This window comes from Pseudomonas sp. SJZ080, from assembly GCF_007828295.1.
Classification (GTDB): domain Bacteria; phylum Pseudomonadota; class Gammaproteobacteria; order Pseudomonadales; family Pseudomonadaceae; genus Aquipseudomonas; species Aquipseudomonas migulae_A.
In genome coordinates this window covers 119123-141997 of record NZ_VIUK01000016.1, presented here as the reverse complement: position 1 = coordinate 141997, position 22875 = coordinate 119123, and the positions used below count along the sequence as shown (strand labels likewise).

Genomic DNA, 22875 nt, shown 5'->3' with positions numbered 1-22875 from the left:
CCTTACCGCTCGATCAGCGCAATGCGCTTGTTGTACCAGTTCATCAGCAGGGAAATGCTGATACTGATCGCCAGGTACACGCTCATGGTGATGGCAATGACTTCGATCGCCTGCCCAGTCTGGTTCAGCACCGTACCGGCAAACAACGAGACCATCTCCGGATAACCGATACCGGCCGCCAGCGAAGAGTTTTTCGCCAGGTTCAGGTATTGGCTGGTCAGCGGTGGAATGATCACGCGCAGGGCTTGCGGGATGATCACTTTGCGCAGGGTCGGACCGTTGCGCAGACCCAGCGAGTGTGCCGCTTCGGTCTGGCCGTGGCTGACCGACTTGATGCCCGAACGCACGATCTCGGCGATGAACGCCGCGGTGTACACGGTCAGGGCCAGGGTCAGCGCCAGCAGTTCCGGGATCAGCACCCAGCCACCGACGAAGTTGAAGCCTTGCAGCTTGGGCATTTCCCAGTGCACGGGGGTGCCGATGATCAGAGCGCACAGCGCCGGGATCACAAGGAACAGCGCCAGGCCGACCCAGAACTTGTGGAACGGCACACCGGTCGCTTCGAAGCGTTTGGTGGCCCAGCGGCTCATCAGCACGATCGCGACAATGGCCACGACGATGCTGATCACAAACGGCCAGAAACCGTCCGCCATCAACGCGGCCGGCATGTTCAGGCCGCGGCTGCTGACGAAGAAGGTGTCGCCGAAGTTATGGCTGTTGCGTGGCCCCGGCATGGTCAGGAACACCGCGAAGTACCAGAACAGGATTTGCAGCAGCGGCGGAATGTTGCGGAAGACTTCCACATAAACAGTCGCCAGCTTAGCGATGATCCAGTTCTTCGACAGCCGTGACACGCCGACGATGAACCCGAGGATTGTCGCCAGGATCACGCCGATGAAAGTCACCAGCAGCGTGTTGAGCAGGCCGATGACAAACACCCGGGCATAGCTGTCCGATTCGGTGTAGTCGATCAGGTGTTGAGCGATGCCGAAACCGGCACTGCGCTCCAGAAAGTCGAAACCGGAGGTAATGCCCCGGTGTTGAAGGTTGGTCTGCGTGTTGTCGAACAGGTACCAGCCCATCGAGACCACCGCCACGATGGTGATGATCTGAAATAGCCACGCACGCACTTTGGGATCGCTGAGGCTGAGCCTCTGCTTTGGTGCGCCGATTGAATTTTGCATGAAGTGCCCCGGATGTAATGGAACAGAACATCACCCGGTGGTTGGCCCACCGGGTGATAGAACCATCAGCGCACTGGTGGTGCGTATTGAATGCCGCCGTTGTTCCACAGAGCGTTCAGCCCGCGGTCGATGGCCAGCGGAGTGTCCTTGCCGAGGTTTTTCTCGAACACTTCACCGTAGTTACCGACTTGCTTGACGATCTGCACGACCCAGTCTTTCTTCACTTTCAGGTCTTTGCCGTATTCACCGTCGGTACCCAGCAGACGAGCGACGTCCGGGTTCTTGGTGCCTTTGGCTTCAGCTTCGACGTTTTTCGAAGTGATGCCGGCTTCTTCAGCGTTGAGCATGGCGTAGCCAGTCCAGCGCACGATGGCCAGCCACTCGTCGTCGCCATTACGGACGACCGGGCCCAGAGGCTCCTTGGAGATGGTTTCCGGCAGAACGGTGTAGTCGTTCGGGGTCGCCAGCTTGCTGCGTTGTGCATAGAGCTGGGATTTGTCGGAGGTCAGCACGTCGCAACGACCGGATTCCAGCGACTTGGCGCTTTCGTCGGATGTGTCGAAGGTGATCGGGGTGTATTTCAGACCGTTGCCACGGAAGTAGTCGGAAACGTTCAGCTCGGTGGTGGTACCGGCTTGAATGCAGATGGTGGCGCCGTCGAGCTCTTTGGCGCTTTTCACACCCAGCGTCTTGCTGTTTACCAGGAAACCGATGCCGTCGTAGTAAGTGATGAAACCAGGGAATTTCAGACCCATGCCCGAATCACGGGAGCTGGTCATGGTGGTGTTGCGCGACAGGATGTCGATTTCGCCGGACTGCAGCGCGGTGAAGCGCTCTTTGGCGTTCAACTGACTGAACTTGACCTTGGTCGCGTCGCCGAAGACGGCAGCGGCCACAGCGCGGCAGTAGTCAGCATCGATACCGACGATCTTGCCAGTGGCGTCCGGAACCGAGAAACCAGGCAGGCCATCGCTGACGCCGCACTGTACGAAACCTTTCTTCTGCACTGCATCCAGGGTTGCACCCGCCTGAGCGAACCCGCTGACACCGAGTACTGCGGCTGCAGACACGATCGCCAGGGTGGATTTCAACATCTTCATTCAAACCTCCAGTTTTGCTCTTGTTGTGTCGGAGCTTGAGTCCTGTCGCACCCTTATGAGGCGTAGTCGACCCGTGTTGGCTTTTTTTAGGGTCAACCGACGTAGGACCTGCGCTATGAGTCTAGTAGGAGAAAATCCACATCATGGACCACTCACTTCTCACCAATCGGCCGAACGGGCTGTAGCCCTTTCACGTTCGCGAAGCCCGTAGCGGCCACTGGCGAACATCCATCACCGGATTTTTTTGCTATCCCACTACGAACAATGGCCTGATAGTGTTACCGACAGGCGTGGGATTTTTCATACAGGCTTCCTATAGCAAAGCCCGTACCAGACCGCTCGCCAAAGCGGTTTAGGGACAGGTCAATAGCAAAACTTGTAGCCTTGCGACATCTTCTTAACGGATCAACCAGACGCGCACTCATCTCTCGCACTCAATGAGAGCGCACGCACAAAATTGGAGCAGCCATGACCGAGCCCCTTATCCTTGAACCCGTCAAGCCCGCAGATGCCTGCGTCATCTGGCTGCACGGCCTGGGCGCCGACCGTTACGACTTCCTGCCGGTGGCTGAAGCGTTACAGGAAAGCCTGCTGACCACTCGCTTCGTTCTCCCTCAGGCACCGACCTGTGCCGTCACCATCAACGGTGGCTACGAGATGCCGAGCTGGTACGACATATTGGCCATGAGCCCTGCGCGCGCGATCAATCGCGAGCAGCTGGAAGCGTCGTCGGACCGAATCATTCAATTGATCGAAACGCAGCGAGCTATCGGAATAGACGCCTCGCGGATTTTCCTGGCAGGCTTTTCCCAGGGCGGCGCCGTGGTGTTACACACCGTGTTTCTGAAATGGCAGGGGCCGTTGGGTGGCGTACTTGCCCTTTCTACTTATGCACCGACTTTCAGTGACGAACTGGAGCTTTCGGCCAGCCAGCAACGCATTCCGGTGCTGTCACTGCACGGTCAGTACGATGACGTGGTGCAAAACTCGATGGGACGGACCGCCTACGAGTATCTGAAGCAGCATGGTGTCACCGTGACATGGCAGGAATACCCAATGGGTCACGAAGTGTTACCCGAGGAGATTCGCGACATCGGCGTCTGGCTTGGCGAGCGCTTGCGTTAACGGCTCAGCTGAAAAACAGCCCATTGATCCATCCCCCTACGCCGCGCCCGATTCTTGCATTACACTGGCCGCCGTATATTCCTTAACCAATTGATGAGATGACCGTGCTCAAAGCACTCAAGAAAATGTTCGGTAAAAGCGAGACTGAGCAGCTCGCGCCAGCCTCCAGCGCTCCGTCTCACAGCCCCAGCCACCGCACCGACGGTAATCAGCCTGGCCGGACCGACCCCATAGCGGCACCGAAACACGCGCCGAAGCCTGCACCGGCCACCCCCGCCGTCGAAGCCATTGCCGCTGAAGCGCCGCCCATCGAAGCCGCGAAACCTGCCAAACCGCGTCGCGAGCCCAAGCCAAAAGCGCCGGTCATCCCCTGGAAACTCGAAGATTTCGCCGTCGAACCCCAGGAAGGCAAAACCCGTTTTCACGATTTCAAACTCGCCCCGGAACTGATGCACGCCATCCAGGACCTCGGCTTCCCGTATTGCACGCCGATTCAGGCTCAAGTCCTTGGCTTCACCCTCGCGGGCAAAGATGCCATCGGTCGCGCCCAGACGGGCACCGGCAAAACCGCTGCATTCCTGATTTCGATCATCACCCAGTTGCTGCAAACCCCGCCGCCGAAAGAGCGCTACATGGGCGAGCCACGGGCGCTGATCATCGCGCCGACCCGCGAACTGGTGGTGCAGATCGCCAAGGACGCCGCCGACCTGACCAAGTACACCGGTCTCAATGTCATGACGTTTGTCGGCGGCATGGACTTCGACAAGCAGCTCAAGCATCTCGAAGCACGTCATTGCGACATCCTCGTCGCGACTCCGGGCCGCCTGCTCGACTTCAACCAGCGCGGCGACGTGCACCTGGACATGGTCGAAGTGATGGTCCTGGACGAAGCCGACCGCATGCTCGACATGGGTTTCATCCCGCAAGTGCGTCAGATCATTCGCCAGACACCGCCAAAGAACGAGCGCCAGACGCTGTTGTTCTCCGCGACGTTCACCGAAGACGTGATGAACCTCGCCAAGCAATGGACCACCGACCCGTCGATCGTCGAGATCGAGTCGCAGAACGTGGCCAGCGAAAACGTCGAGCAGCACATTTACGCGGTGGCCGGTGCCGACAAATACAAACTGCTCTACAACCTGGTCAACGACAACGGTTGGGAGCGGGTGATGGTCTTCGCCAACCGCAAGGATGAAGTGCGGCGCATCGAAGAACGCCTGGTACGTGATGGCGTCAACGCCGCGCAACTGTCCGGCGATGTGCCGCAACACAAGCGCATCAAGACGCTTGAAGGCTTTCGCGAAGGCAAGATCCGCGTGCTGGTGGCCACCGATGTCGCCGGTCGCGGCATTCACATCGACGGCATCAGCCACGTGATCAACTTCACCCTGCCGGAAGTCCCGGACGATTACGTGCACCGTATCGGCCGTACCGGACGCGCTGGCGCCGATGGCGTGTCCATCAGTTTTGCCGGGGAAGACGACTCCTACCAGCTGCCGTCCATCGAGGCGCTGCTCGGTCGCAAGATCAGCTGTGAAACGCCACCGACGCATCTGTTGCGGGCGGTTGAGCGCAAGCGTCCGTAACAGCGGGTCGCAATAAAAGAGGCGCAGCCGGCAACGGACTGCGCTTTTTTTTCGCCCCCAAATCACTGTAGGAGCGAGCTTGCTCCTACAAAAGGTGCTTGCGAGAGAAAACTAAAAGTCCATAATAGACAAATTAGTTTACTTCCAGCTCCCGGAGCCGCCCATGTCCAGCACGCCGTTTGTGATCACCCAACCCCAGGCCCGCGAATTGTTGGCGCAGGTCGACGTGCCGCAGATCCTGCGCAAGCTGTTCCGCGACCTGGCCGCCGGGCAGGCAGTGCAACCGGCGCAGCAACTGGTGGAATTTCCCAAGGGTGCCGGCGACTTCATCAACTACCTGGGCGTGCTGGCCGAAGACGGGGTTTACGGGGTCAAGACGTCGCCCTACATCGTGCGCGAACAAGGCCCGCTGGTGACTGCCTGGACCTTATTGATGTCGATGCAGACCGGTCAGCCGCTGTTGCTCTGCGATGCAGGCGAACTGACCACGGCGCGCACCGCCGCGACCACCGCCGTCGCCGTCGATGCCCTTGCCCCGTTGAACGCTCAACGCCTGGCGATCATCGGCAGTGGCAAAGTTGCCCTGGCGCACCTGCATTACGTCAAAGGTTTGCGCGACTGGCAAAGCATCCACCTTTTCTCGCCGAACCTGAGCGAACTCAGCCCTGAGGCCCTGGCCGAGATTAAGCGCCTCGATCCACGCCTGACCCTCGTCGACAGTCGTGAAGCGGCCGTCCATGACGCCGACGTCATCATGCTGTGCACTTCGTCCGCCGGCCCAGTGATCGACCCGACGAGCCTGAGCAAACCGGCGCTGATCACCTCCATCAGCACCAACGCACCACGCGCCCACGAAGTGCCGCCGCAGAGCCTCAATGACATGCAGGTGTTCTGCGACTACCGTCTGACCACTCCGGGATCGGCGGGCGAAATGCTGATTGCCGGCGAGCAACATGGCTGGGACAAGAGCGCGATTGTCGGGGACCTGCCGGACCTGATCAGCGAAAAAGTCCAGCGCCCCGATTACGACCGCCATGTGTTCTTCCGCTCCATCGGCCTGGGCCTGGAAGACATCGCGCTGGCCAATGCCATTTACCAACTACAGCACTAATCCCCCACCCTGTAGGAGCCGGCTTGCTGGCGATGCAGGCGCCGCGGTCTGTCAGACCAACTGCGGCGATGCCATCGCCAGCAAGCCGGCTCCTACAGTAGATCTATATTGCGGCTTACAGGAGACATTCATGAGCCAGGCAGATTTCATCATCATCGGCGGCGGGATTGCCGGCGCTTCCACCGGTTTCTGGCTGTCGCAGCACGCCCGGGTGATTGTGCTCGAACGCGAATCCCATCCGGCCTACCACTCCACCGGACGTTCCGCCGCGCTGTTCACTGCGGCTTATGGCACACCGCAAGTCCGGGCACTGACCCAGGCCAGCCGCGACTTCTTCGACGCCCCGCCCGTCGGTTTCTGCGAACACCCGCTGCTGACCCCGCGTGGCGAGATGACCGTGGACTTCACCGGCGACCCGGTCGAACTGAACAATCAATACCTCAGCGCCAAAGCCACGGTGCCCGAGATGCAACTGCTCAGCGCCGACGAAGCCTGCGCACGCCTGCCGATCCTGCGCCGGGAAAAAGTCCACGGCGCGATCTACGATCCGACCGCCAGCGACATCGACACCGATGCCCTGCACCAGGGTTACCTGCGCGGCATCCGGCGCAACAAAGGTGAAGTGCACACCGACAGCGAAGTCCTGAGCCTGACCCGCGACGGCGAAGGTGTGTGGCAGGTGCGAACCAACGGCCAGACCTTCAGCGCCCCGGTCATCATCAACGCCGCCGGCGCCTGGGCCGACAAGATCGGCGAACTGGCCGGCGCCAGGCCGCTGGGCCTTCAGCCCAAGCGCCGTGCGGCGTTCATCTTCGCCGGGCCGGAGGGCGTGGACATCCACCATTGGCCGATGCTGGTCAGCCTCGACGAGTCGTTCTACATGAAGCCCGACGCCGGCATGTTCCTCGGCTCGCCGGCCAACGCCGACCCGGTGGAACCGCACGACGTGCAGCCCGAAGAACTGGACATCGCCATGGGCATCTACCAGATCGAAGAAGCCACCACCCTGACCATCCGCCGCCCGACCCGCACCTGGGCCGGCCTGCGCAGCTTCGTGGCCGATGGCGACTTGCTGTCCGGTTTCGATCTGCAGGTACCCGGCCTGTTCTGGGTGGCAGCGCAAGGCGGTTACGGCATCCAGACCTCGCCCGCCATGGGCCAGGCCAGCGCCGCACTGGTGCGCGGCGAACCCTTGCCCGAGCCACTCAAGCGCTTCGGCCTGGATGCCGGGATGCTCTCCCCCGCTCGCCTGGGTTGATCCGCGTCCTCAGGTGACGTGTCGACACGATTGCGGCAAACTTCCAGCGCCCTTTTTGCAGGGCGCTGACGCTGCCTGGAGCTCCACTGTATGAACGCACCTGTAAAAGACCCGGCCCTGGACAACTTCCGCGCGATTGCCGATGCCATCGCCACGTTGTTCTTTCCCCACGCCGAGGTGGTGCTGCACGATCTGCGCACACAGAAAGTCGATTACATCGCCAATAACCTGTCGAAACGGGAAGTCGGTGACGACTCCGCGCTGGAAGACATGCTCAGCGATGACATCAGCGAACGGAACATCGGCCCGTACGAAAAACTCAATTGGGATGGTCAGAAGATTCGCAGCCTGAGCAGCGTGCTGCGCGACAGCAACGGTCATCCACTGGCCGTGCTCTGCATCAATCTGAATATTTCGCTGTTCGAAAATGCCAAGGCAGCGCTGGATCTGTTCCTGTCACCGAGCAAGTTGATCCCGCAACCGGATTCACTGTTTCGCGATGACTGGCAGGAGAGAATCAACACCTTCCTCCACGGCTGGCTGCGCGAACGTCAGCTGAGCCTGAACCTGCTGACCCGCGACCACAAACGCGAACTGGTGCTGGCCCTGCACGCCGAAGGCGCCTTCAAAGGCAAAAGCGCCTCCAACTATGTGGCGAACGTGCTGAACATGGGACGGGCGACGGTGTACAAGCATTTGAAGGAATTGAAGGGCTAAAAAACGCCCCTTGGATTGCTTGCGAAACACGCACCTGCAGGAGCCGGCTCGCTGGCGATGGCGACTTCAACATCGCTATCGCCAGCAAGCCGGCTCCTACAATGTCCGTGCAAGTCACACGATGTTGATGCGCCCCGAATCCGTAGGAGCCGGCTTGCTGGCGATGGCGCCCTCAAGGCTTGCGGAGATTGCGCGGACGCCTTCGCAGGCAAGCCTTGCTCCTACGGGTATTGTGTATTTATTCCAGCGCCGATGCCGGGCCGAAGAACTCGTAACGGCTTTGCTTCTCCGGTACACCCAAGGCTTTCAGGTGACGCTTCACCGCTGCCATGAAGCCTTTAGGCCCCAGGAAATACGCATCCAGATCGCGCTGCTGCGGCAGCCACTCGCCCAGTTGCTCCTGACTCAACAACCCGACCTTGTCCGCTGCCGGGCTGACGCCATCATCTTCGTCGTAGCAATAGAAGCGCTTGAGTTGCGGGTGACGCTCGGCCAATCCATCAATCCAGTCGCGGAAGGCGTGGACGCTACCGTTGCGTGCGCAGTGGATAAAATGCACCGGCCGCTTGGTTGCCAGCGCCGCTTCAAGCATGGCCAGTGTCGGGGTGATGCCGACGCCGCCGCTGATCAGCACCAACGGTTTGTCGCTATCGGTCAGGGTGAATTCGCCCGATGGCGGGAACAGCTGAATGCTGGCGCCGACGTGCAGTTGATCATGCAGATGGTTCGAGGCGCGGCCACCGTGTTCACGCTTGACGCTGATGCGGTACTGACCTTTGTTCGCCAGGGCTGACAGCGAATAGTTACGACGAATCTCTTCGCCATCGAGGATCAGTTTCATGCCGATGTACTGGCCGGGTTCGGCGGCGAGGATTGGCCCTTTGTCCGCCGGCTCGAAGTAGAACGAGGTGATTTCCGCACTCTCTTCAACCTTGGCCGCGACGATGAATTCCCGCGCACCGCGCCAGCCGCCCGGCGCCTGTTCTTTCTGGTCATAGATGCTGGTTTCAGCGCCGATCAGGATCTCGGCCAATTGACCGTAAGCCGCGCCCCAGGCACTCATCACTTCCGGCGTGGCAATCTCGTCACCCAACACTTCGGAAATCGCACGCAGCAGGCAGGTGCCGACAATCGGGTAGTGTTCCGGGAGGATTTGCAGGGCCACGTGCTTGTTGATGATCTTGGCCACCAGGTCGCCCAACTGGTCGAGCTGATCGATGTGGCGCGCATACATCAACACGCCGTTGGCCAGGGCGCGGGGTTGATCACCGCTGGCCTGGTGGGCCTGGTTGAACAGCGGGCGGACCTCCGGGTATTCGGAGAGCATCATGCGGTAAAAATGCGTGATCAATGCTTCGCCACCGCTTTCCAGCAACGGCACAGTGGATTTGACGATTGCACGGTCTTGAACGCTAAGCATAAGGTGACTCCTGAGCTACTTGGTTTTCTAACTGATTGCCCTATCCTTATCAGTTTCCGTGCCAACTATTTAATCGTTAAAAATCAATGCCTTATAAACGATCTAGTCATAACGACACAGTCTGACTTATAGTCATCTCGACTACATGGAGTCACTATGACTGCAAAATCGCTGCTTACCACGTTACTGCCTCTGGTCTCGGACCTGTCCCGCGAACTCCCCGAGGGCGAGCGCTATCGGCGCCTGCTCGAAGCCATGCGCGCCCTGCTCCCCTGCGATGCTGCCGCGTTACTGCGCCTCGATGGCGACTGGCTGGTGCCACTGGCCGTCGACGGCTTGAGCACCGACACCCTCGGCCGGCGTTTCAAGGTCAGCGAACACCCGCGCTTCAAAGCGCTGCTCAGCAGCCCCGGCCCGACGCGGTTTGCCGCCGACAGCGACCTGCCCGACCCTTACGACGGGTTGGTCGATGGTCTTCATGAACATCTGGAAGTTCACGACTGCATGGGCTGCCCGCTGTTTATCGACGAGCGCCCGTGGGGTTTGCTGACCCTCGATGCGCTCGACCCGGAGCGTTTCGAACCGATCGAACTGGACGCCCTGCAAGCCTTCGCCAGCCTCGCCGCCGCCACGGTCAATGCCGCCGAGCGCATCGAACGGCTGGCCAATCGTGTCGAGGACGAACATCAGCGTGCCGAGCTTTACCGTCAGGCCAGCGGACAGCAGAACCGCGAGATGATCGGCCAGAGCAAGGCCCACAAACGGCTGGTGGAAGAAATCAGCCTGGTCGGCGGCAGCGACCTGACCGTGTTGATCACAGGGGAAACCGGGGTCGGCAAGGAGCTGGTGGCCCAGGCGATTCACGCCGCCTCGCCGCGGGCCGACAAACCGATCATCAGCCTCAACTGCGCCGCGCTGCCGGACACGCTGGTGGAAAGCGAACTGTTCGGCCACGTGCGCGGCGCCTTTACCGGGGCGACCAGCGACCGCCGAGGCAAGTTCGAACTGGCCAATGGCGGCACGCTGTTTCTCGATGAAGTCGGCGAACTTTCGCTGACCGTGCAGGCCAAGTTACTGCGTGTGCTGCAAAGCGGTCAGCTGCAGCGGCTGGGTTCGGACAAGGAACATCAGGTCGACGTGCGACTCATCGCCGCGACCAATCGCGACCTCGCCGAAGAAGTGCGCAGCGGCCGTTACCGTGCCGATTTCTATCACCGTTTAAGCGTTTACCCGCTGCTGGTGCCGGCCCTGCGGGATCGCGGGCGGGACGTGCTGCTGCTCAGCGGTTTCTTCCTGGAGCAGAACCGCTCGCGCATGGGCCTCAACAGCCTGCGCCTGAACAGTGACGCCCAGGCCGCATTGCTCGCCTATGACTGGCCGGGTAATGTGCGAGAACTGGAGCATTTGATCGGTCGTAGCGCGTTGAAAGCCTTGGGGCACTGCAAGGAACGGCCGAAGATTCTCAGTTTGAGTGCGGCGGATCTGGAGTTGCCCATTGGCGGCGCTGAAGTCGTGGCTGAGCCCGCCGCTGCCGCTGCACCGGCGCTGGTGACCGGGGATTTGCGTGAAGCGACTGAAAGTTACCAACGGCAATTGATCGGCGCATGCCTGGAACGGCACCACAATAACTGGGCGAGCGCGGCGCGAGAGCTAGGCCTGGACAGGGCGAATCTCGGGCGGATGGCCAAAAGACTGGGCATGAAATAAACGCTTTTGTGTAGGAGCCGGCTTGCTGGCGATAGCATCGCCGCGGTCCGTCAGACAAACCGAGGCGATGCCATCGCCAGCAAGCCGGCTCCTACAGGTCGGGAGAGCATTTCGCTGTACATCGGCATTTAGCCTAAAGCCTGCCCCCAACAAGTCGATAACTTGGCATCTATAGCTTTTGGCGACTTTCCATTCGCCCATCACCTTTTTCTACAGAAGGTTTTTATGTCCTCCACCAAAGCCCGCGCAGACTCACTTTCGCTTCTGCTGTTTACCTTGCGCAGTGGCAAGCTGATGGCGATCAACCTGCTCAAAGTCAGTGAAATCATTCCCTGCCCGCCGCTGACCAAGCTGCCCGAGTCGCACCCCCACGTCAAAGGCATCGCCACCCTGCGCGGCGCGTCGTTGTCGGTGATCGACCTCAGCCGCGCCATTGGCGAGCGGCCGCTGGAAGACCCGAACGGCGGCTGCCTGATCGTCACTGACGTCAGCCGTTCCAAGCAGGGCCTGCACGTTCAGGCCGTGAGCAAAATCGTCCATTGCCTGACTACCGACATCCGTCCGCCGCCCTTCGGCTCTGGCGGCGTTCGCTCGTACATCACCGGTGTGACCTCGGTCGACGGTACGCTGGTGCAAGTGCTGGACATCGAAAAAGTCATCCACGGCATCGCTCCCGCACAGATCGAAATGGCCCCGACCGAACTGAGCATGGAAGACGCCGAAGTGCTGGGCAACGCGCGCATCCTGGTGGTCGACGACAGTCAGGTGGCCTTGCAGCAGTCGGTGCACACCCTGCGCAACCTCGGCCTGCAATGCCACACCGCCCGCAGCGCCAAGGAAGCCATCGACTGCCTGCTGGACCTGCAAGGCACGGCCCAGCAAATCAACCTGATCGTCTCGGACATCGAAATGTCCGAGATGGACGGCTACGCCTTCACCCGCACCTTGCGCGAAACCCCGGACTTCTCGCACCTGTATGTGCTGCTGCACACCTCGCTGGACAGCGCGATGAACAGCGAAAAGGCACGTCTTGCCGGCGCCAACGCAGTGTTGACCAAGTTCTCCTCGCCGGAGCTGACCAAGTGCCTGATCGAAGCGGCCAAGGCGGTCGCCGAACAGGGCCATTGAGTGTGACCGAGGCCTTTTGTTTTCTGATGCGGCGCAACCTGGCTGAAGTTGCGCCCGCCATCACCTGGCCTCAGGGAATCGTCCTGCACGATTACCGCCCCGAACTGGCAGAAGCCGTTCATCGCCTGATGGAACTGGGTTACCTGGAAGGTGGCGGTCGCGTGCCGGCGCTGGATACCTGGCAACAGCGATTCGAGACCGATCCCGAGTACGATCCTTCACTGTGTTTCATCGCTCTGGATGCCGACGGCATTGTTGGCGTGTGCCAGTGCTGGACCAGCGCCTACATCAAGAATCTGGTGGTGCACCCGCGCGCCCAGGGTCGGGGGCTGGGTCGGGCATTGCTGCTGCATGCATTCAACGTGTTTCAGCTGCGTCATGAAGGGGTTGTGGATTTGAAGGTGCTGGAAGACAACGTTCGGGCGCAGCGGTTGTATGAAAGTTGCGGGATGTATGTGGTCCGCCGGGAGCCGGTTCCGGCCTGACACACCGCCAGCTCCCACATTCGATCTTTGCGTACAACGAAATCCACTGTGGGAGCGGGCTTGCTCGCGAAGGGGCCGACACATTCAAACTAAAACCCTCAGGCATACTCCAAACCCCGGCCAACCCAACGCCCAAGGATGCCTGAACAATGAAAGCCACTACCCTCACCGTCCTCTGCCTCACTGCCCTCGCCACTCAAGCCCAAGCCTCCACCCCTGAAGCCTGGGCCGCCTTCGACAAAGCCATGCTCGCCAGTTGCATCAAAGCCAGCGGCCTGCAAGACGCCTCGCCCGTCGGCAAAGCCGCACAGTTCGACGACCGTGTCGACTACACCGCCGTGCTCCTGCAAGGCCGCTACCCGCAAAAACACATGAAAGGCCAGCAAGGCACCGAGCTGTGCCTCTACAACAAAAAAAGCAAAACCGCCTACGTGACCGAATGGGACTCCATCCGCGTACCCGCCAAATCCAAGTGAATGGCGCATAACTTGCTTCGAAGCAGACCTTCGCGGTGGCATTCTGTCGCCGTTTCGGACTTAGACAGGCGACTGATCCTTCGATGAATACAGCGTTTTCCTGCGTAGGTTGTGGCAAATGCTGCAATGACCACCACGTGCCCCTGACCCTGACAGAAGCCCGGATGTGGGCGGCCGACGGCGGTCAGGTGATCGTGCTGGTGGAAGGTTTCCTGGGCAATGGCCTGGGGCTGCCGGTGCAGCAACGCGAACATGCCGAACGCCGTTCGGTGGAGGTTCGAAGCGGCGCCTCCGAAGCGTTCGTGGCAATAACGTTCGCGGCCTACAACGTCGGTCCCTGCCGGAATCTTGACGAAGACAACCTCTGCCGCATCTACGAACGCCGGCCGCTGGTGTGCCGTATCTATCCGATGGAAATCAATCCGCACATCCCCCTCAACCCGGCGATCAAGGAATGCCCGCCCGAGTCGTGGGAGAAAGGACCGGACTTGATCCTTGGCGGTGAACTGGTCGATCAGGAACTCGCAGGACTTATCCAGCGCTCCCGTCAGGCAGATCGCGATGACATCCGCGCCAAGGATGCGATTTGCGCGTTGCTGGACATTCGGACTACAGCGCTCAAGGGGGATGGATTCACCGCGTACCTGCCGGACATGAGCGCATTTGCCACGGTCATCGACCACGTGGCGCAACAACCGCTGACGAACGCGAGCAGTGACTGGCAGTTCCACGTGTCCGGCGACGACATCGCCGGGCAAGTGTTGGCGGCCGGCGCAGAAGTGACTACTGAAACACCGCTCAACTACGCGTTCATTTCGTTACGCGCGGCTTAACGGCGCTCTCGCCAGAACTCCTGCGCCAACTGCCGTAAATCCCCCGCCAGCCCCGCCACGTCTTCGGAGTTGGCCTGGCTTTGCCGGCCTTCGCTCACCGTGACTTCGCAGGAGGAGCGAATGCGACTGATGTTGCGGTTGATGTCTTCGCTGACGGTGCTCTGCTCTTCCACCGCCGAGGCGATTTGCAGACTCATTTCGGTAATCTGATTGACCCGCCGACTGATCGCGTCCAGCGCATCCGCGGCGCGCCGGGCCTGTTCGACGCTGTTTTCCACCCGCTCACTGCTTTGCTGCATCACCACCACGGCGTCCCGCGTGCCGTTTTGCAGGGTGCTGATCATGCGCTGAATCTCGTTGGTCGATTGCTGGGTGCGTTGCGCCAGGCCCCGCACTTCGTCGGCCACCACCGCAAAACCGCGCCCGGCATCCCCGGCGCGCGCCGCCTCGATGGCCGCGTTGAGGGCCAGCAGATTGGTTTGCTCGGCAATGCTGCGAATCACTTCCAGCACCCCGGTGATCTCGCTGCTGTGCCCTTCCAGCTGATGAATCACCTCGGTGGCGTGCGCCAATTCCTCGGCCAGACGCAAGACGGCGTGGCGACTCTCACTCACCAGTTGATGACCTTCGCGGGTTTCGCTGCCGGCCAGATCGGCCGCCTGCGAGGCTTGCTGCGCATGGCTGGCAACCTGAGCCACGCTGGCGGACATCTGATGAATCGCCGCCACCTGATCGGTTTCAGCCTGCTGATCCAGCGTGCTGCCGTGACTGCTTTGCAAGTGCTCGACCAGTTCTGCCGCATGCCCGGCCAGACGCTGCGATGCGTCACCGATGCGCCCCACCACTGCGCCGATCTGCGCTTCGAGCATTTGAAAGGCAAACTCGATCTGACCGAACTGATCCCGGCGGCCGGTGTAAATGCCCTGGCTCAACGGGTTGTCGGCAATCTGTCGGGCGCGCTCGGTAAGCGCTGTCAGCGGGCGCAACATCAGCCCGGTTCCAATCGCCGCCAACCCGCTGCCCACGACAAACGCCAGCAGCCCGAACACGGCTGATGACGGGTTGAGCCACACCTCGACGCCCACCACACAGGCCAGCGTCACACTGAACAGCGCCACCACTTTGAGTCCCGGTGCGAGCATGGGCAGGCGTTGCAACAGTGGCACCCGACCGTCGCGAAGGTTTGCGTAAGCTATTTCCGCCGCTTCGATCTGCCGCGCCGAAGGCCGGGTCCGGACCGACTGATACTCCACGGCCTGACCGTTCTGCGTCACCGGCGTGGCATAGGCGCTCACCCAATAGTGATCGCCATTCTTGCAGCGATTTTTCACCAGCCCCATCCAGGAGCGGCCACTTTTGAGGGTCTGCCACATATGCGCGAATGCCGCTGCCGGCATGTCCGGGTGACGCAGCAGGTTGTGCGTCGAACCCAGCAACTCCTCACGGCTGTAGCCGCTGATCCTGATGAAGTCGTCGTTGGCGTAAGTAATCGCGCTGGTCAGATCAGTGGTCGAGAGGATGTTCGCATCAGCCGCAACGTCGACATTACGGCCGGTCACCGGGAGGTTGATCTTCATGGAAAGCGCGCTCGTTGTAGGGAAAGAGTCGGCAGGGCTGCTGACTCTAAGCGCACTGATTCCACAAACGTTGATCTGGCTCAGGATATGAGCACTTAGCCATCATCGCGATTGAAAACCGCGCGGATGGCCAATGGCGAGGGTTGGAAACTCAGCGCTTGCCCATCGAACGACGGGTGCCGGGAGGCGCTGCACCGGGGGTCTTGGTGTGGCCGTTCTTGGCGCCGTTCTTGTACCACGGCTGGCTGGCGGTTTTCGCGGCGGCCAGTTCACCCGGTTTGAACGGGAACTTGAATGCCGGGATCGCGGCTTTGGTTTCGCTGTCTGCGCTGGAGTCGACGCTGTCTGGCAGGTCTGCCTGGTCGTCGCTCAAGGCGTCGGCAACCGGCGGTTGTGTCGGGGAAGTCATGAAAGCTCCGGGTGATGCAATAGAGTCGGGCCCGGTCAGCGAGCCGCGAAAGGCGGCAGTATACCTGTGTCGGGGGCGGCAGGCTTCACACGGTGAGTGAGTCTGTCGGGTTTTGTATTGGCAAGTAGGCCGCCATCGCCAGCAAGCCGGCTCAACACAGGATTGGCGTTCAGCACGACCCATTGTAGGAGCCGGCTTGCTGGCGATGAGGCCAGAACAGACAACACAAACCCCAAACTGACAGCGCCGTCAGTTAGCAGTCACCTTCCTGACCGGCGAACAGGTTTATAAAGGGAGGTATAACCCTGACCAAACTCCGTCCACCCAGCCCTGGCGCCTCACTCGCATGCGAATTCAGAAAAGACCCGCCTCGATCGCCGCCCTTCTGATTGTCCTGGCAGCGTTGGGCGTGTGGTATGCCACCAGACCCGTGACGGCCAAACTCGCCGCGCCTACGGCGATTCCGGTCCGGGTGGTGAACGTCGCCGAAAAAGACGTGCCGCGCTATGTCAGCGGTATCGGCTCGGTGCTGTCTTTGCACAGTGTGGTGGTGCGTCCGCAGATCGACGGCATCCTCACCAAAATTCTGGTGAAAGAGGGCCAATTGGTCAGCAAAGGTGACCTGCTCGCCACCATTGATGACCGCTCGATCCGGGCCAGCCTCGACCAGGCCCGCGCACAACTCGGCGAAAGCCAGGCGCAGCTGCAAGTGGCGCTGGTGAACCTCAAGCGCTACAAATTGCTGAGTGTGGACGACGGCGTGTCCAAGCAGACTTACGACCAGCAACAAGCGCTGGTCAATCAGCTCAAGGCCACTGCCCAGGGCAATCAGGCTTCGATTGATGCTGCGCAAGTGCAGCTTTCCTACACGCAGATTCGCTCCCCGGTCAGCGGTCGCGTCGGTATTCGCACAGTGGACGAAGGCAACTTCCTGCGTATGACCGACGCCCAAGGCTTGTTCACGGTGACCCAGATCGATCCGATCGCCGTGGAGTTTTCCCTGCCGCAGCAAATGCTGCCGACCCTGCAAGGCCTGATCAACGATCCGGAGCACGCTCAGGTGAAGGCCTACATCGGTGCCGACACCGACGGCGAAACCGGCAACCTGCTGGGCGAGGGTCACCTGACCCTGATCGATAACCAGATCAACGCCAACACCGGGACCATCCGCGCCAAGGCCGAATTCAACAACCCAGGGCAGAAACTCTGGCCGGGCCTACTGGTGACGGTAAAGATTCAGACAGCATTGGATAAGAATGCGCTGGTGGTGCCGCCCACGGTCGTACAACGCGGGCTCGATCAACACTTCGTGTACCGGGTCAAAGGCAACAAGGTTGAAACCGTCCAGGTACAGATGGTCCATCAAGGCAGTGGCCAGGACATCATCAAAGGCGTAAATCCGGGCGACGTGCTGGTCAGCGACGGCCAATCGAGGCTCAAACCCGGCTCGACCGTGCAGGTACTGACCGAGCCACCGCAAGTGGTCCAGTCGGAGTCGAAGCCATGAAGGGCCACGGCTCGGTGTCGGCGTGGTGCATCGATCATCCCGTGGCGACGATCCTGCTGACGTTTGCCTTGGTGTTGCTCGGCGTTATCGCCTTCCCACGCCTGCCGATTGCACCGCTGCCGGAAGCCGAATTCCCGACCATCCAGGTCGCCGCACAACTCCCCGGCGCCAGCCCGGAAACCATGGCGTCGTCGGTGGCCACGCCGCTTGAAGTGCAATTCAGCGCCATCCCCGGCGTGACCCAGATGACCTCGAGCAGCGCCCTCGGCTCGACCAACCTGACCCTGCAATTCACCCTCGACAAAAGCATCGACACTGCCGCGCAGGAAGTGCAGGCCGCGATCAACACCGCCGCCGGCAAACTGCCCAAGGACATGCCGAACCTGCCAACGTGGCGCAAGGTCAACCCGGCCGATAGCCCGGTGCTGATTCTCAGCGTCAACTCAAGCCTGATGCCCGGTCCGGAACTCAGCGATCTGGTGGAAACCCTGCTGTCCCGCCAGATCAGTCAGATCGACGGTGTAGGCCAGATCGCCATCACCGGTCAGCAACGTCCGGCCATCCGGGTCCAGGCCTCGGCGGATAAACTCGCCGCCATCGGCCTGACGCTGGCGGACATTCGCCTGGCCATTCAGCAGACCAGTCTCAACCTGGCAAAAGGCGCGTTGTACGGCGAGTCGAGCATCTCGACCCTGTCGACCAACGATCAGTTGTTCCACCCCGACGAATACGGCCAACTCATCGTTTCCTACAAGGACGGTGCACCGGTTCACCTGAAGGATGTGGCCAAAGTCGTCAATGGCTCAGAAGACGCCTACGTCCAGGCCTGGGCAGACGGACAGCCAGGGGTCAACCTGGTGATCTTCCGGCAACCCGGGGCCAATATCGTCGAGACCGTCGACCGGATTCAGGCCGCCCTGCCGACACTGGAAGCCATGTTGCCGGCCTCGGTGCAGGTCAAGGTGCTGATCGACCGAACCCAGACCATCCGCGCCTCGCTGCATGAAGTGGAAATCACCCTGCTGATTGCAATCGCACTGGTGGTCGCGGTGATGGCCCTGTTCCTGCGACAACTGTCGGCGACCTTGATCGTCACCGCGGTGCTCGGTGTGTCGTTGGTCGCCAGTTTCGCCCTGATGTACATCATGGGCTTCAGCCTGAACAACTTGACGCTGGTAGCGATCGTGGTGGCCGTGGGGTTTGTGGTCGACGATGCGATTGTGGTGGTGGAGAACATTCACCGTCACCTGGAGGCCGGTGACGGCATGCGCGAAGCGGCGATCAAGGGCGCCGGCGAGATTGGTTTCACCGTGGTCTCGATCAGTTTCTCACTGGTGGCGGCGTTCATCCCGTTGCTGTTCATGGGCGGCGTGGTCGGACGGCTGTTCAAGGAGTTCGCCCTGACCGCGACGTCGACCATCATGATTTCAGTGGTGGTGTCGCTGACCCTGGCGCCGACGCTTGCGGCGCTGTTCATGCGCGCCCCGGTGCATCACGCCCACAGCAAACCCACGTTCGGCGAACGCTTGCTGGCGTGGTACGAAAAAGGACTGCGTCGCGCCCTCGCCCATCAGAAATTGATGATCGGTGTGTTTGGGTTGTCCCTCGGTCTGGCCATTGCCGGTTACATCTTCATTCCGAAAGGTTTCTTCCCGGTCCAGGACACCGGTTTTGTCCTCGGCACCACCGAAGCGGCCGCCGATATTTCCTACCCCGACATGGTGAAAAAACACCTGGCGATGGCGGAAATCGTCGCGGCAGATCCGGCAGTCGCAGCGTTTTCCCACTCCGTCGGTGTTTCGGGCAGCAACCAGACCATCGCCAACGGCCGCTTCTGGATCTCCCTGAAAAAACGCGGTGACCGCGACGTGTCGGCCAGTCAGTTCATCGACCGGATTCGTCCGCAACTGATGGCAGTGCCGGGCATCGTGCTCTATCTGCGCGCCGGTCAGGACATCAACCTCAGCTCCGGCCCGAGCCGCGCGCAATACCAATACGTGCTCAAGAGCAACGACGGCGCTGCCCTCAGCACCTGGACCCAGCGCCTGACGGAAAAACTGCGCGCCAACCCGGCGTTCCGCGACATTTCCAACGACCTGCAATTGGGCGGCAGCATTACGCACATCAGCATCGACCGCAGCGCCGCCGCGCGTTTCGGCCTGACCGCCAGCGATGTCGACGAAGCGCTGTATGACGCGTTCGGTCAGCGGCAGATCAACGAATTCCAGACCCAGATCAATCAGTACAACGTGATTCTGGAGCTGGACACCCAGCAACGCGGCAAGGCCGAAAGCCTCAACTATTTTTACCTGCGCTCCCCCCTGAGCGGGGAAATGGTGCCGCTGTCGGCACTGGCGAAGTTCGATGCGCCAACGGTCGGCCCGTTGTCCATCGCCCACGACGGCATGTTCCCGGCCGCCAACCTGTCGTTCAACCTGGCCCCCGGTGTGGCGTTGGGCGATGCGGTGATCATGCTCAATCAGGCAAAGGCTGAAATCGGCATGCCGGCGGCCATAAGCGGCAACTTCCAGGGTGCGGCCCAGGCGTTCCAGAGTTCGCTGGCCAGCCAGCCGTGGCTGATTCTGGCGGCGCTGGTGGCGGTGTACATCATTCTCGGCGTGCTCTATGAGAGCTTCGTGCATCCGCTGACCATCATTTCGACGCTGCCATCGGCGGGGCTCGGGGCGGTGATCATGTTGTGGATTTGCGGCCAGGACTTTTCGATCATGGCGCTGATCGGGCTGGTGCTGCTGATCGGGATCGTGAAGAAAAACGGCATCCTGATGATCGACTTCGCCCTCGAAGCCCAGCGCAAAGGTGGCCTGCCACCGGAAGAAGCGATTTACCAGGCCTGTATCACCCGATTCCGGCCGATCATCATGACCACCCTCGCCGCCCTGCTCGGCGCACTGCCACTGATGCTCGGCTACGGCACCGGCGCCGAGTTGCGCCAGCCATTGGGGATTGCGGTGGTCGGCGGCTTGCTGGTGAGCCAGGCGCTGACGCTGTTCACTACTCCGGTCATATACTTGTGGCTTGAGCGGCTTTTCCATCGGCCCAAACCTTCGCCCATGCCGGCGTTGGCGACCACAGACTGAGGCGGGGTCATGCGCGTTCTGATTATCGAAGACGAAGAAAAAACCGCGGATTATCTGCACCGCGGCCTGACGGAACAGGGTTACACCGTGGACCTGGCGCGGGACGGTGTTGAAGGCCTGCACCTGGCGCTGGAAAGCGACTACGCGGTGATCGTCCTCGACGTGATGTTGCCGGGCCTCGACGGCTTCGGCGTACTGCGCGCCTTGCGTGCGCGCAAACAAACCCCGGTGATCATGCTCACTGCCCGCGAGCGTGTCGAAGACCGGATCAAAGGCCTGCGCGATGGCGCCGACGATTACCTCGGCAAACCGTTTTCCTTCCTTGAACTGGTGGCGCGCCTGCAAGCGTTGACCCGTCGTAGCGGCGGCCATGAACCGGTGCAAGTAAGCATCGCCGACCTGTGGATAGATTTGATCAGCCGCAAGGCGACCCGCGCCGGCACGCGACTGGACCTGACCGCCAAGGAGTTCTCGCTGCTCAGCGTGCTGGCGCGCCGGCAAGGTGAAATCCTCTCGAAAACGGCGATTGCGGAAATGGTCTGGGACATCAATTTCGACAGTGACGCCAACGTCGTCGAAGTCGCGATCAAACGCCTGCGCGCCAAGCTCGACGGGCCGTTCGACGAGAAACTGCTGCACACGATCCGAGGCATGGGTTATGTGCTGGAGAGCCGCGGTGTCCAGTAATTCGATTGCGCTGCGCCTCAGTGGGATGTTCACGCTGGTGGCGCTGCTGGTGTTTTTGTTGATCGGCTGGGCGCTGTATCAACAGGTCGACAAGGGCCTGGGCTTGCTGCCCGAAGCCGAACTGGATGCGCGTTACAGCGTGCTCGAATCCACCGTCGGCCGTTACGGCACGCCGGAGCATTGGGTGAAGATCAACAACAAGCTCAAGTTGCTGGGCGAAGAAGACAAGCGCATCAGCTTCTGGATCATCAGCGGCGATCCGCACTATGAATACGGCAACCTGACGCCGCAGATCCGCGCCTTCGCTCAAGGGCCGCTGGGCATGCGCGACTTGCAGTTGCCGGACCAGCCTTACCCGCTGAAAGTGCTGGTCAGCCAGTTTCCGGCCAAGGATCAGCGACCGCCGTTGCGCTTCATGATCGGCATCGACACCGAGACGTTTTTCCAGACCCAGCATCATCTGCTGATTGCCCTGATCAGCCTGGCGATTGTCGGTGTGCTGCTGGCCTCGGCACTCGGTTACTGGGTGGCGCGGATTGGCCTCAAGCCGTTGATCAAGTTGTCTCAGGAGGCCCAGCGACTGGCGCCGCCATTGCGTTCCGGGCGCTTGCGTCTGTCGTCGCTGCCACCGGAACTCAATCAGTTCGTCAACTCGTTCAACTCCACGCTGGAGCGGGTCGAGCAGGCTTACTCGCGGCTTGAGTCGTTCAACGCCGATGTCGCCCACGAATTGCGCTCGCCGCTGACCAACCTGATCGGCCAGACTCAAGTGGCGCTGACGCGTGGGCGCTCGGCCGAGCATTACTTCGAAGTGCTGCAGTCGAACCTCGAAGAGCTGGAGCGGCTGCGTTCGATCATCAACGACATGTTGTTCCTCGCCAGCGCGGATCAGGGCAGCAAGGCGACCAAACTGACGTCCACCTCGCTGGCCGACGAAGTGGCGACGACGCTGGAGTATCTGGATTTCATTCTTGAAGATGCGCAGGTTCAAGTGCAGGTCAGTGGTGATGCGCAGGTGCGGATCGAGATTGCGCATCTGCGTCGGGCGCTGATCAATTTGCTCAGCAACGCGGTGCAACACACCGAGCCCGGTCAGGTGATCCAGGTGCGGATCGAGGTCGAGGAGCATCAGGTCAGCATCGGCGTCGCCAACCCCGGCTCGCCGATTGCCAGCGAGCATTTGCCGCGATTGTTCGAGCGCTTTTATCGGGTCGATGCGTCACGCAGCAACAGTGGCAACAACCACGGCCTGGGGTTGGCGATCGTCAAGGCGATTGCGCTGATGCATGGCGGCGACGTGTTTGTGCGCAGTGACCACGGCATGAATACCTTCGGCATCCACCTCCCGGTCTGATCTTTCGCAAATCTGTAGGAGCCGGCTTGCTGGCGATCGGTCTTAAGTTCTGCGATGTTTTTGAAGACGCCATCGCCAGCAAGCCGGCTCCTACAGGTAGCGATCTTTGCTTA

The 22875-nt window shown here is 60.9% G+C and carries 19 protein-coding genes and 1 pseudogene; 14 read left to right on the top strand and 6 right to left on the bottom strand.

The window, feature by feature from the left end; translation table 11 throughout:
• Positions 1–2: 2 nt before the first annotated feature.
• Positions 3–1184, bottom strand: coding sequence for an amino acid ABC transporter permease (locus FBY04_RS20650; RefSeq protein WP_084320499.1), 1182 nt, complete (start codon positions 1182–1184; stop codon positions 3–5).
• A 65-nt stretch (positions 1185–1249) separates the two neighbouring features.
• Positions 1250–2284, bottom strand: coding sequence for an amino acid ABC transporter substrate-binding protein (locus FBY04_RS20645; protein WP_084320498.1), 1035 nt, complete (start codon positions 2282–2284; stop codon positions 1250–1252).
• A gap of 468 nt (positions 2285–2752) precedes the next feature.
• Between FBY04_RS20645 and FBY04_RS20640 the strand changes: the two genes are divergently transcribed.
• The 5 genes from FBY04_RS20640 (at position 2753) to FBY04_RS20620 (ending at position 8081) form a co-directional block, all read left to right on the top strand.
• Positions 2753–3409, top strand: a complete 657-nt coding sequence (locus FBY04_RS20640) for an alpha/beta hydrolase (RefSeq protein WP_084320497.1) — start codon at positions 2753–2755, stop codon at positions 3407–3409.
• A 98-nt stretch (positions 3410–3507) separates the two neighbouring features.
• Positions 3508–4995, top strand: coding sequence for an ATP-dependent RNA helicase RhlB (gene rhlB / locus FBY04_RS20635; RefSeq protein ID WP_145316610.1), 1488 nt, complete (start codon positions 3508–3510; stop codon positions 4993–4995).
• A gap of 163 nt (positions 4996–5158) precedes the next feature.
• Positions 5159–6106 (top strand): ornithine cyclodeaminase family protein, encoded by a 948-nt coding sequence (locus FBY04_RS20630; RefSeq protein ID WP_084320495.1) that lies wholly within the window; start codon positions 5159–5161, stop codon positions 6104–6106.
• Positions 6107–6236: 130 nt separating this feature from the next.
• Positions 6237–7364, top strand: a complete 1128-nt coding sequence (locus FBY04_RS20625) for an FAD-binding oxidoreductase (RefSeq protein WP_145316608.1) — start codon at positions 6237–6239, stop codon at positions 7362–7364.
• 90 nt (positions 7365–7454) lie between these two features.
• A complete protein-coding gene (locus FBY04_RS20620; protein WP_084320493.1) occupies positions 7455–8081 on the top strand; it encodes a transcriptional regulator in 627 nt (208 codons plus the stop codon).
• Between the two features lie 238 nt (positions 8082–8319).
• Here the strand turns inward: FBY04_RS20620 and hmpA are convergent, their stop codons facing one another.
• Positions 8320–9501, bottom strand: a complete 1182-nt coding sequence (gene hmpA / locus FBY04_RS20610) for an NO-inducible flavohemoprotein (protein WP_145316604.1) — start codon at positions 9499–9501, stop codon at positions 8320–8322.
• Between the two features lie 156 nt (positions 9502–9657).
• On the opposite strand from hmpA, the gene norR reads away from it, so the two are divergent.
• The 5 genes from norR to FBY04_RS20585 all read left to right on the top strand — a co-directional run bounded on the left by norR (position 9658) and on the right by FBY04_RS20585 (position 14130).
• The gene (gene norR / locus FBY04_RS20605; protein ID WP_084320491.1) at positions 9658–11208 is read left to right on the top strand and encodes a nitric oxide reductase transcriptional regulator NorR; all 1551 of its coding nucleotides are present in this window, start codon (positions 9658–9660) and stop codon (positions 11206–11208) included.
• 225 nt (positions 11209–11433) lie between these two features.
• Positions 11434–12336: a chemotaxis protein CheV gene (locus tag FBY04_RS20600; RefSeq protein WP_145316602.1), complete on the top strand. Its 903-nt coding sequence runs from the start codon at positions 11434–11436 to the stop codon at positions 12334–12336.
• 26 nt (positions 12337–12362) lie between these two features.
• On the top strand, positions 12363–12821 hold the full coding sequence (locus FBY04_RS20595; RefSeq protein WP_145316640.1) for an N-acetyltransferase: 459 nt from the start codon (positions 12363–12365) through the stop codon (positions 12819–12821).
• Positions 12822–12970: 149 nt separating this feature from the next.
• Positions 12971–13297 (top strand): hypothetical protein, encoded by a 327-nt coding sequence (locus FBY04_RS20590; RefSeq protein ID WP_145316600.1) that lies wholly within the window; start codon positions 12971–12973, stop codon positions 13295–13297.
• Between the two features lie 83 nt (positions 13298–13380).
• Positions 13381–14130 carry a YkgJ family cysteine cluster protein gene (locus FBY04_RS20585; protein WP_145316598.1) on the top strand — a complete coding sequence of 250 codons (750 nt, stop codon included), beginning with the start codon at positions 13381–13383 and terminating at the stop codon, positions 14128–14130.
• Here FBY04_RS20585 and FBY04_RS20580 read toward each other — a convergent pair.
• From FBY04_RS20580 to FBY04_RS20575, 3 genes and pseudogenes are all read right to left on the bottom strand, one after another.
• Positions 14127–15179 carry a methyl-accepting chemotaxis protein gene (locus tag FBY04_RS20580; RefSeq protein ID WP_371927837.1) on the bottom strand — a complete coding sequence of 351 codons (1053 nt, stop codon included), beginning with the start codon at positions 15177–15179 and terminating at the stop codon, positions 14127–14129. The two genes, FBY04_RS20585 and FBY04_RS20580, sit on opposite strands and share 4 nt — an antisense overlap.
• A 246-nt stretch (positions 15180–15425) precedes the next feature.
• Positions 15426–15707, bottom strand: a pseudogene (locus tag FBY04_RS33305) (PAS domain-containing protein); the annotation flags it as partial.
• 151 nt (positions 15708–15858) lie between these two features.
• Entirely contained in the window at positions 15859–16116 is a 258-nt protein-coding gene (locus FBY04_RS20575) for a hypothetical protein (protein WP_008026610.1), read from the bottom strand.
• Positions 16117–16462: 346 nt separating this feature from the next.
• Here FBY04_RS20575 and FBY04_RS20570 point away from each other — a divergent pair, with 346 nt between their 5' ends.
• From FBY04_RS20570 to FBY04_RS20555, 4 genes are read left to right on the top strand one after another with little or no spacing between them, the layout of a single operon-like run.
• Positions 16463–17623 (top strand): efflux RND transporter periplasmic adaptor subunit, encoded by a 1161-nt coding sequence (locus tag FBY04_RS20570; RefSeq protein WP_145316594.1) that lies wholly within the window; start codon positions 16463–16465, stop codon positions 17621–17623.
• A complete protein-coding gene (locus tag FBY04_RS20565) occupies positions 17620–20721 on the top strand; it encodes a multidrug efflux RND transporter permease subunit (RefSeq protein ID WP_145316592.1) in 3102 nt (1033 codons plus the stop codon). Before FBY04_RS20570 ends, FBY04_RS20565 begins: the two co-directional genes overlap by 4 nt.
• Positions 20722–20730: 9 nt before the next feature.
• The gene (locus FBY04_RS20560; protein ID WP_007916978.1) at positions 20731–21408 is read left to right on the top strand and encodes a heavy metal response regulator transcription factor; all 678 of its coding nucleotides are present in this window, start codon (positions 20731–20733) and stop codon (positions 21406–21408) included.
• Positions 21398–22762, top strand: a complete 1365-nt coding sequence (locus FBY04_RS20555; RefSeq protein ID WP_145316590.1) for a heavy metal sensor histidine kinase — start codon at positions 21398–21400, stop codon at positions 22760–22762. Before FBY04_RS20560 ends, FBY04_RS20555 begins: the two co-directional genes overlap by 11 nt.
• Positions 22763–22875: the final 113 nt, after the last annotated feature.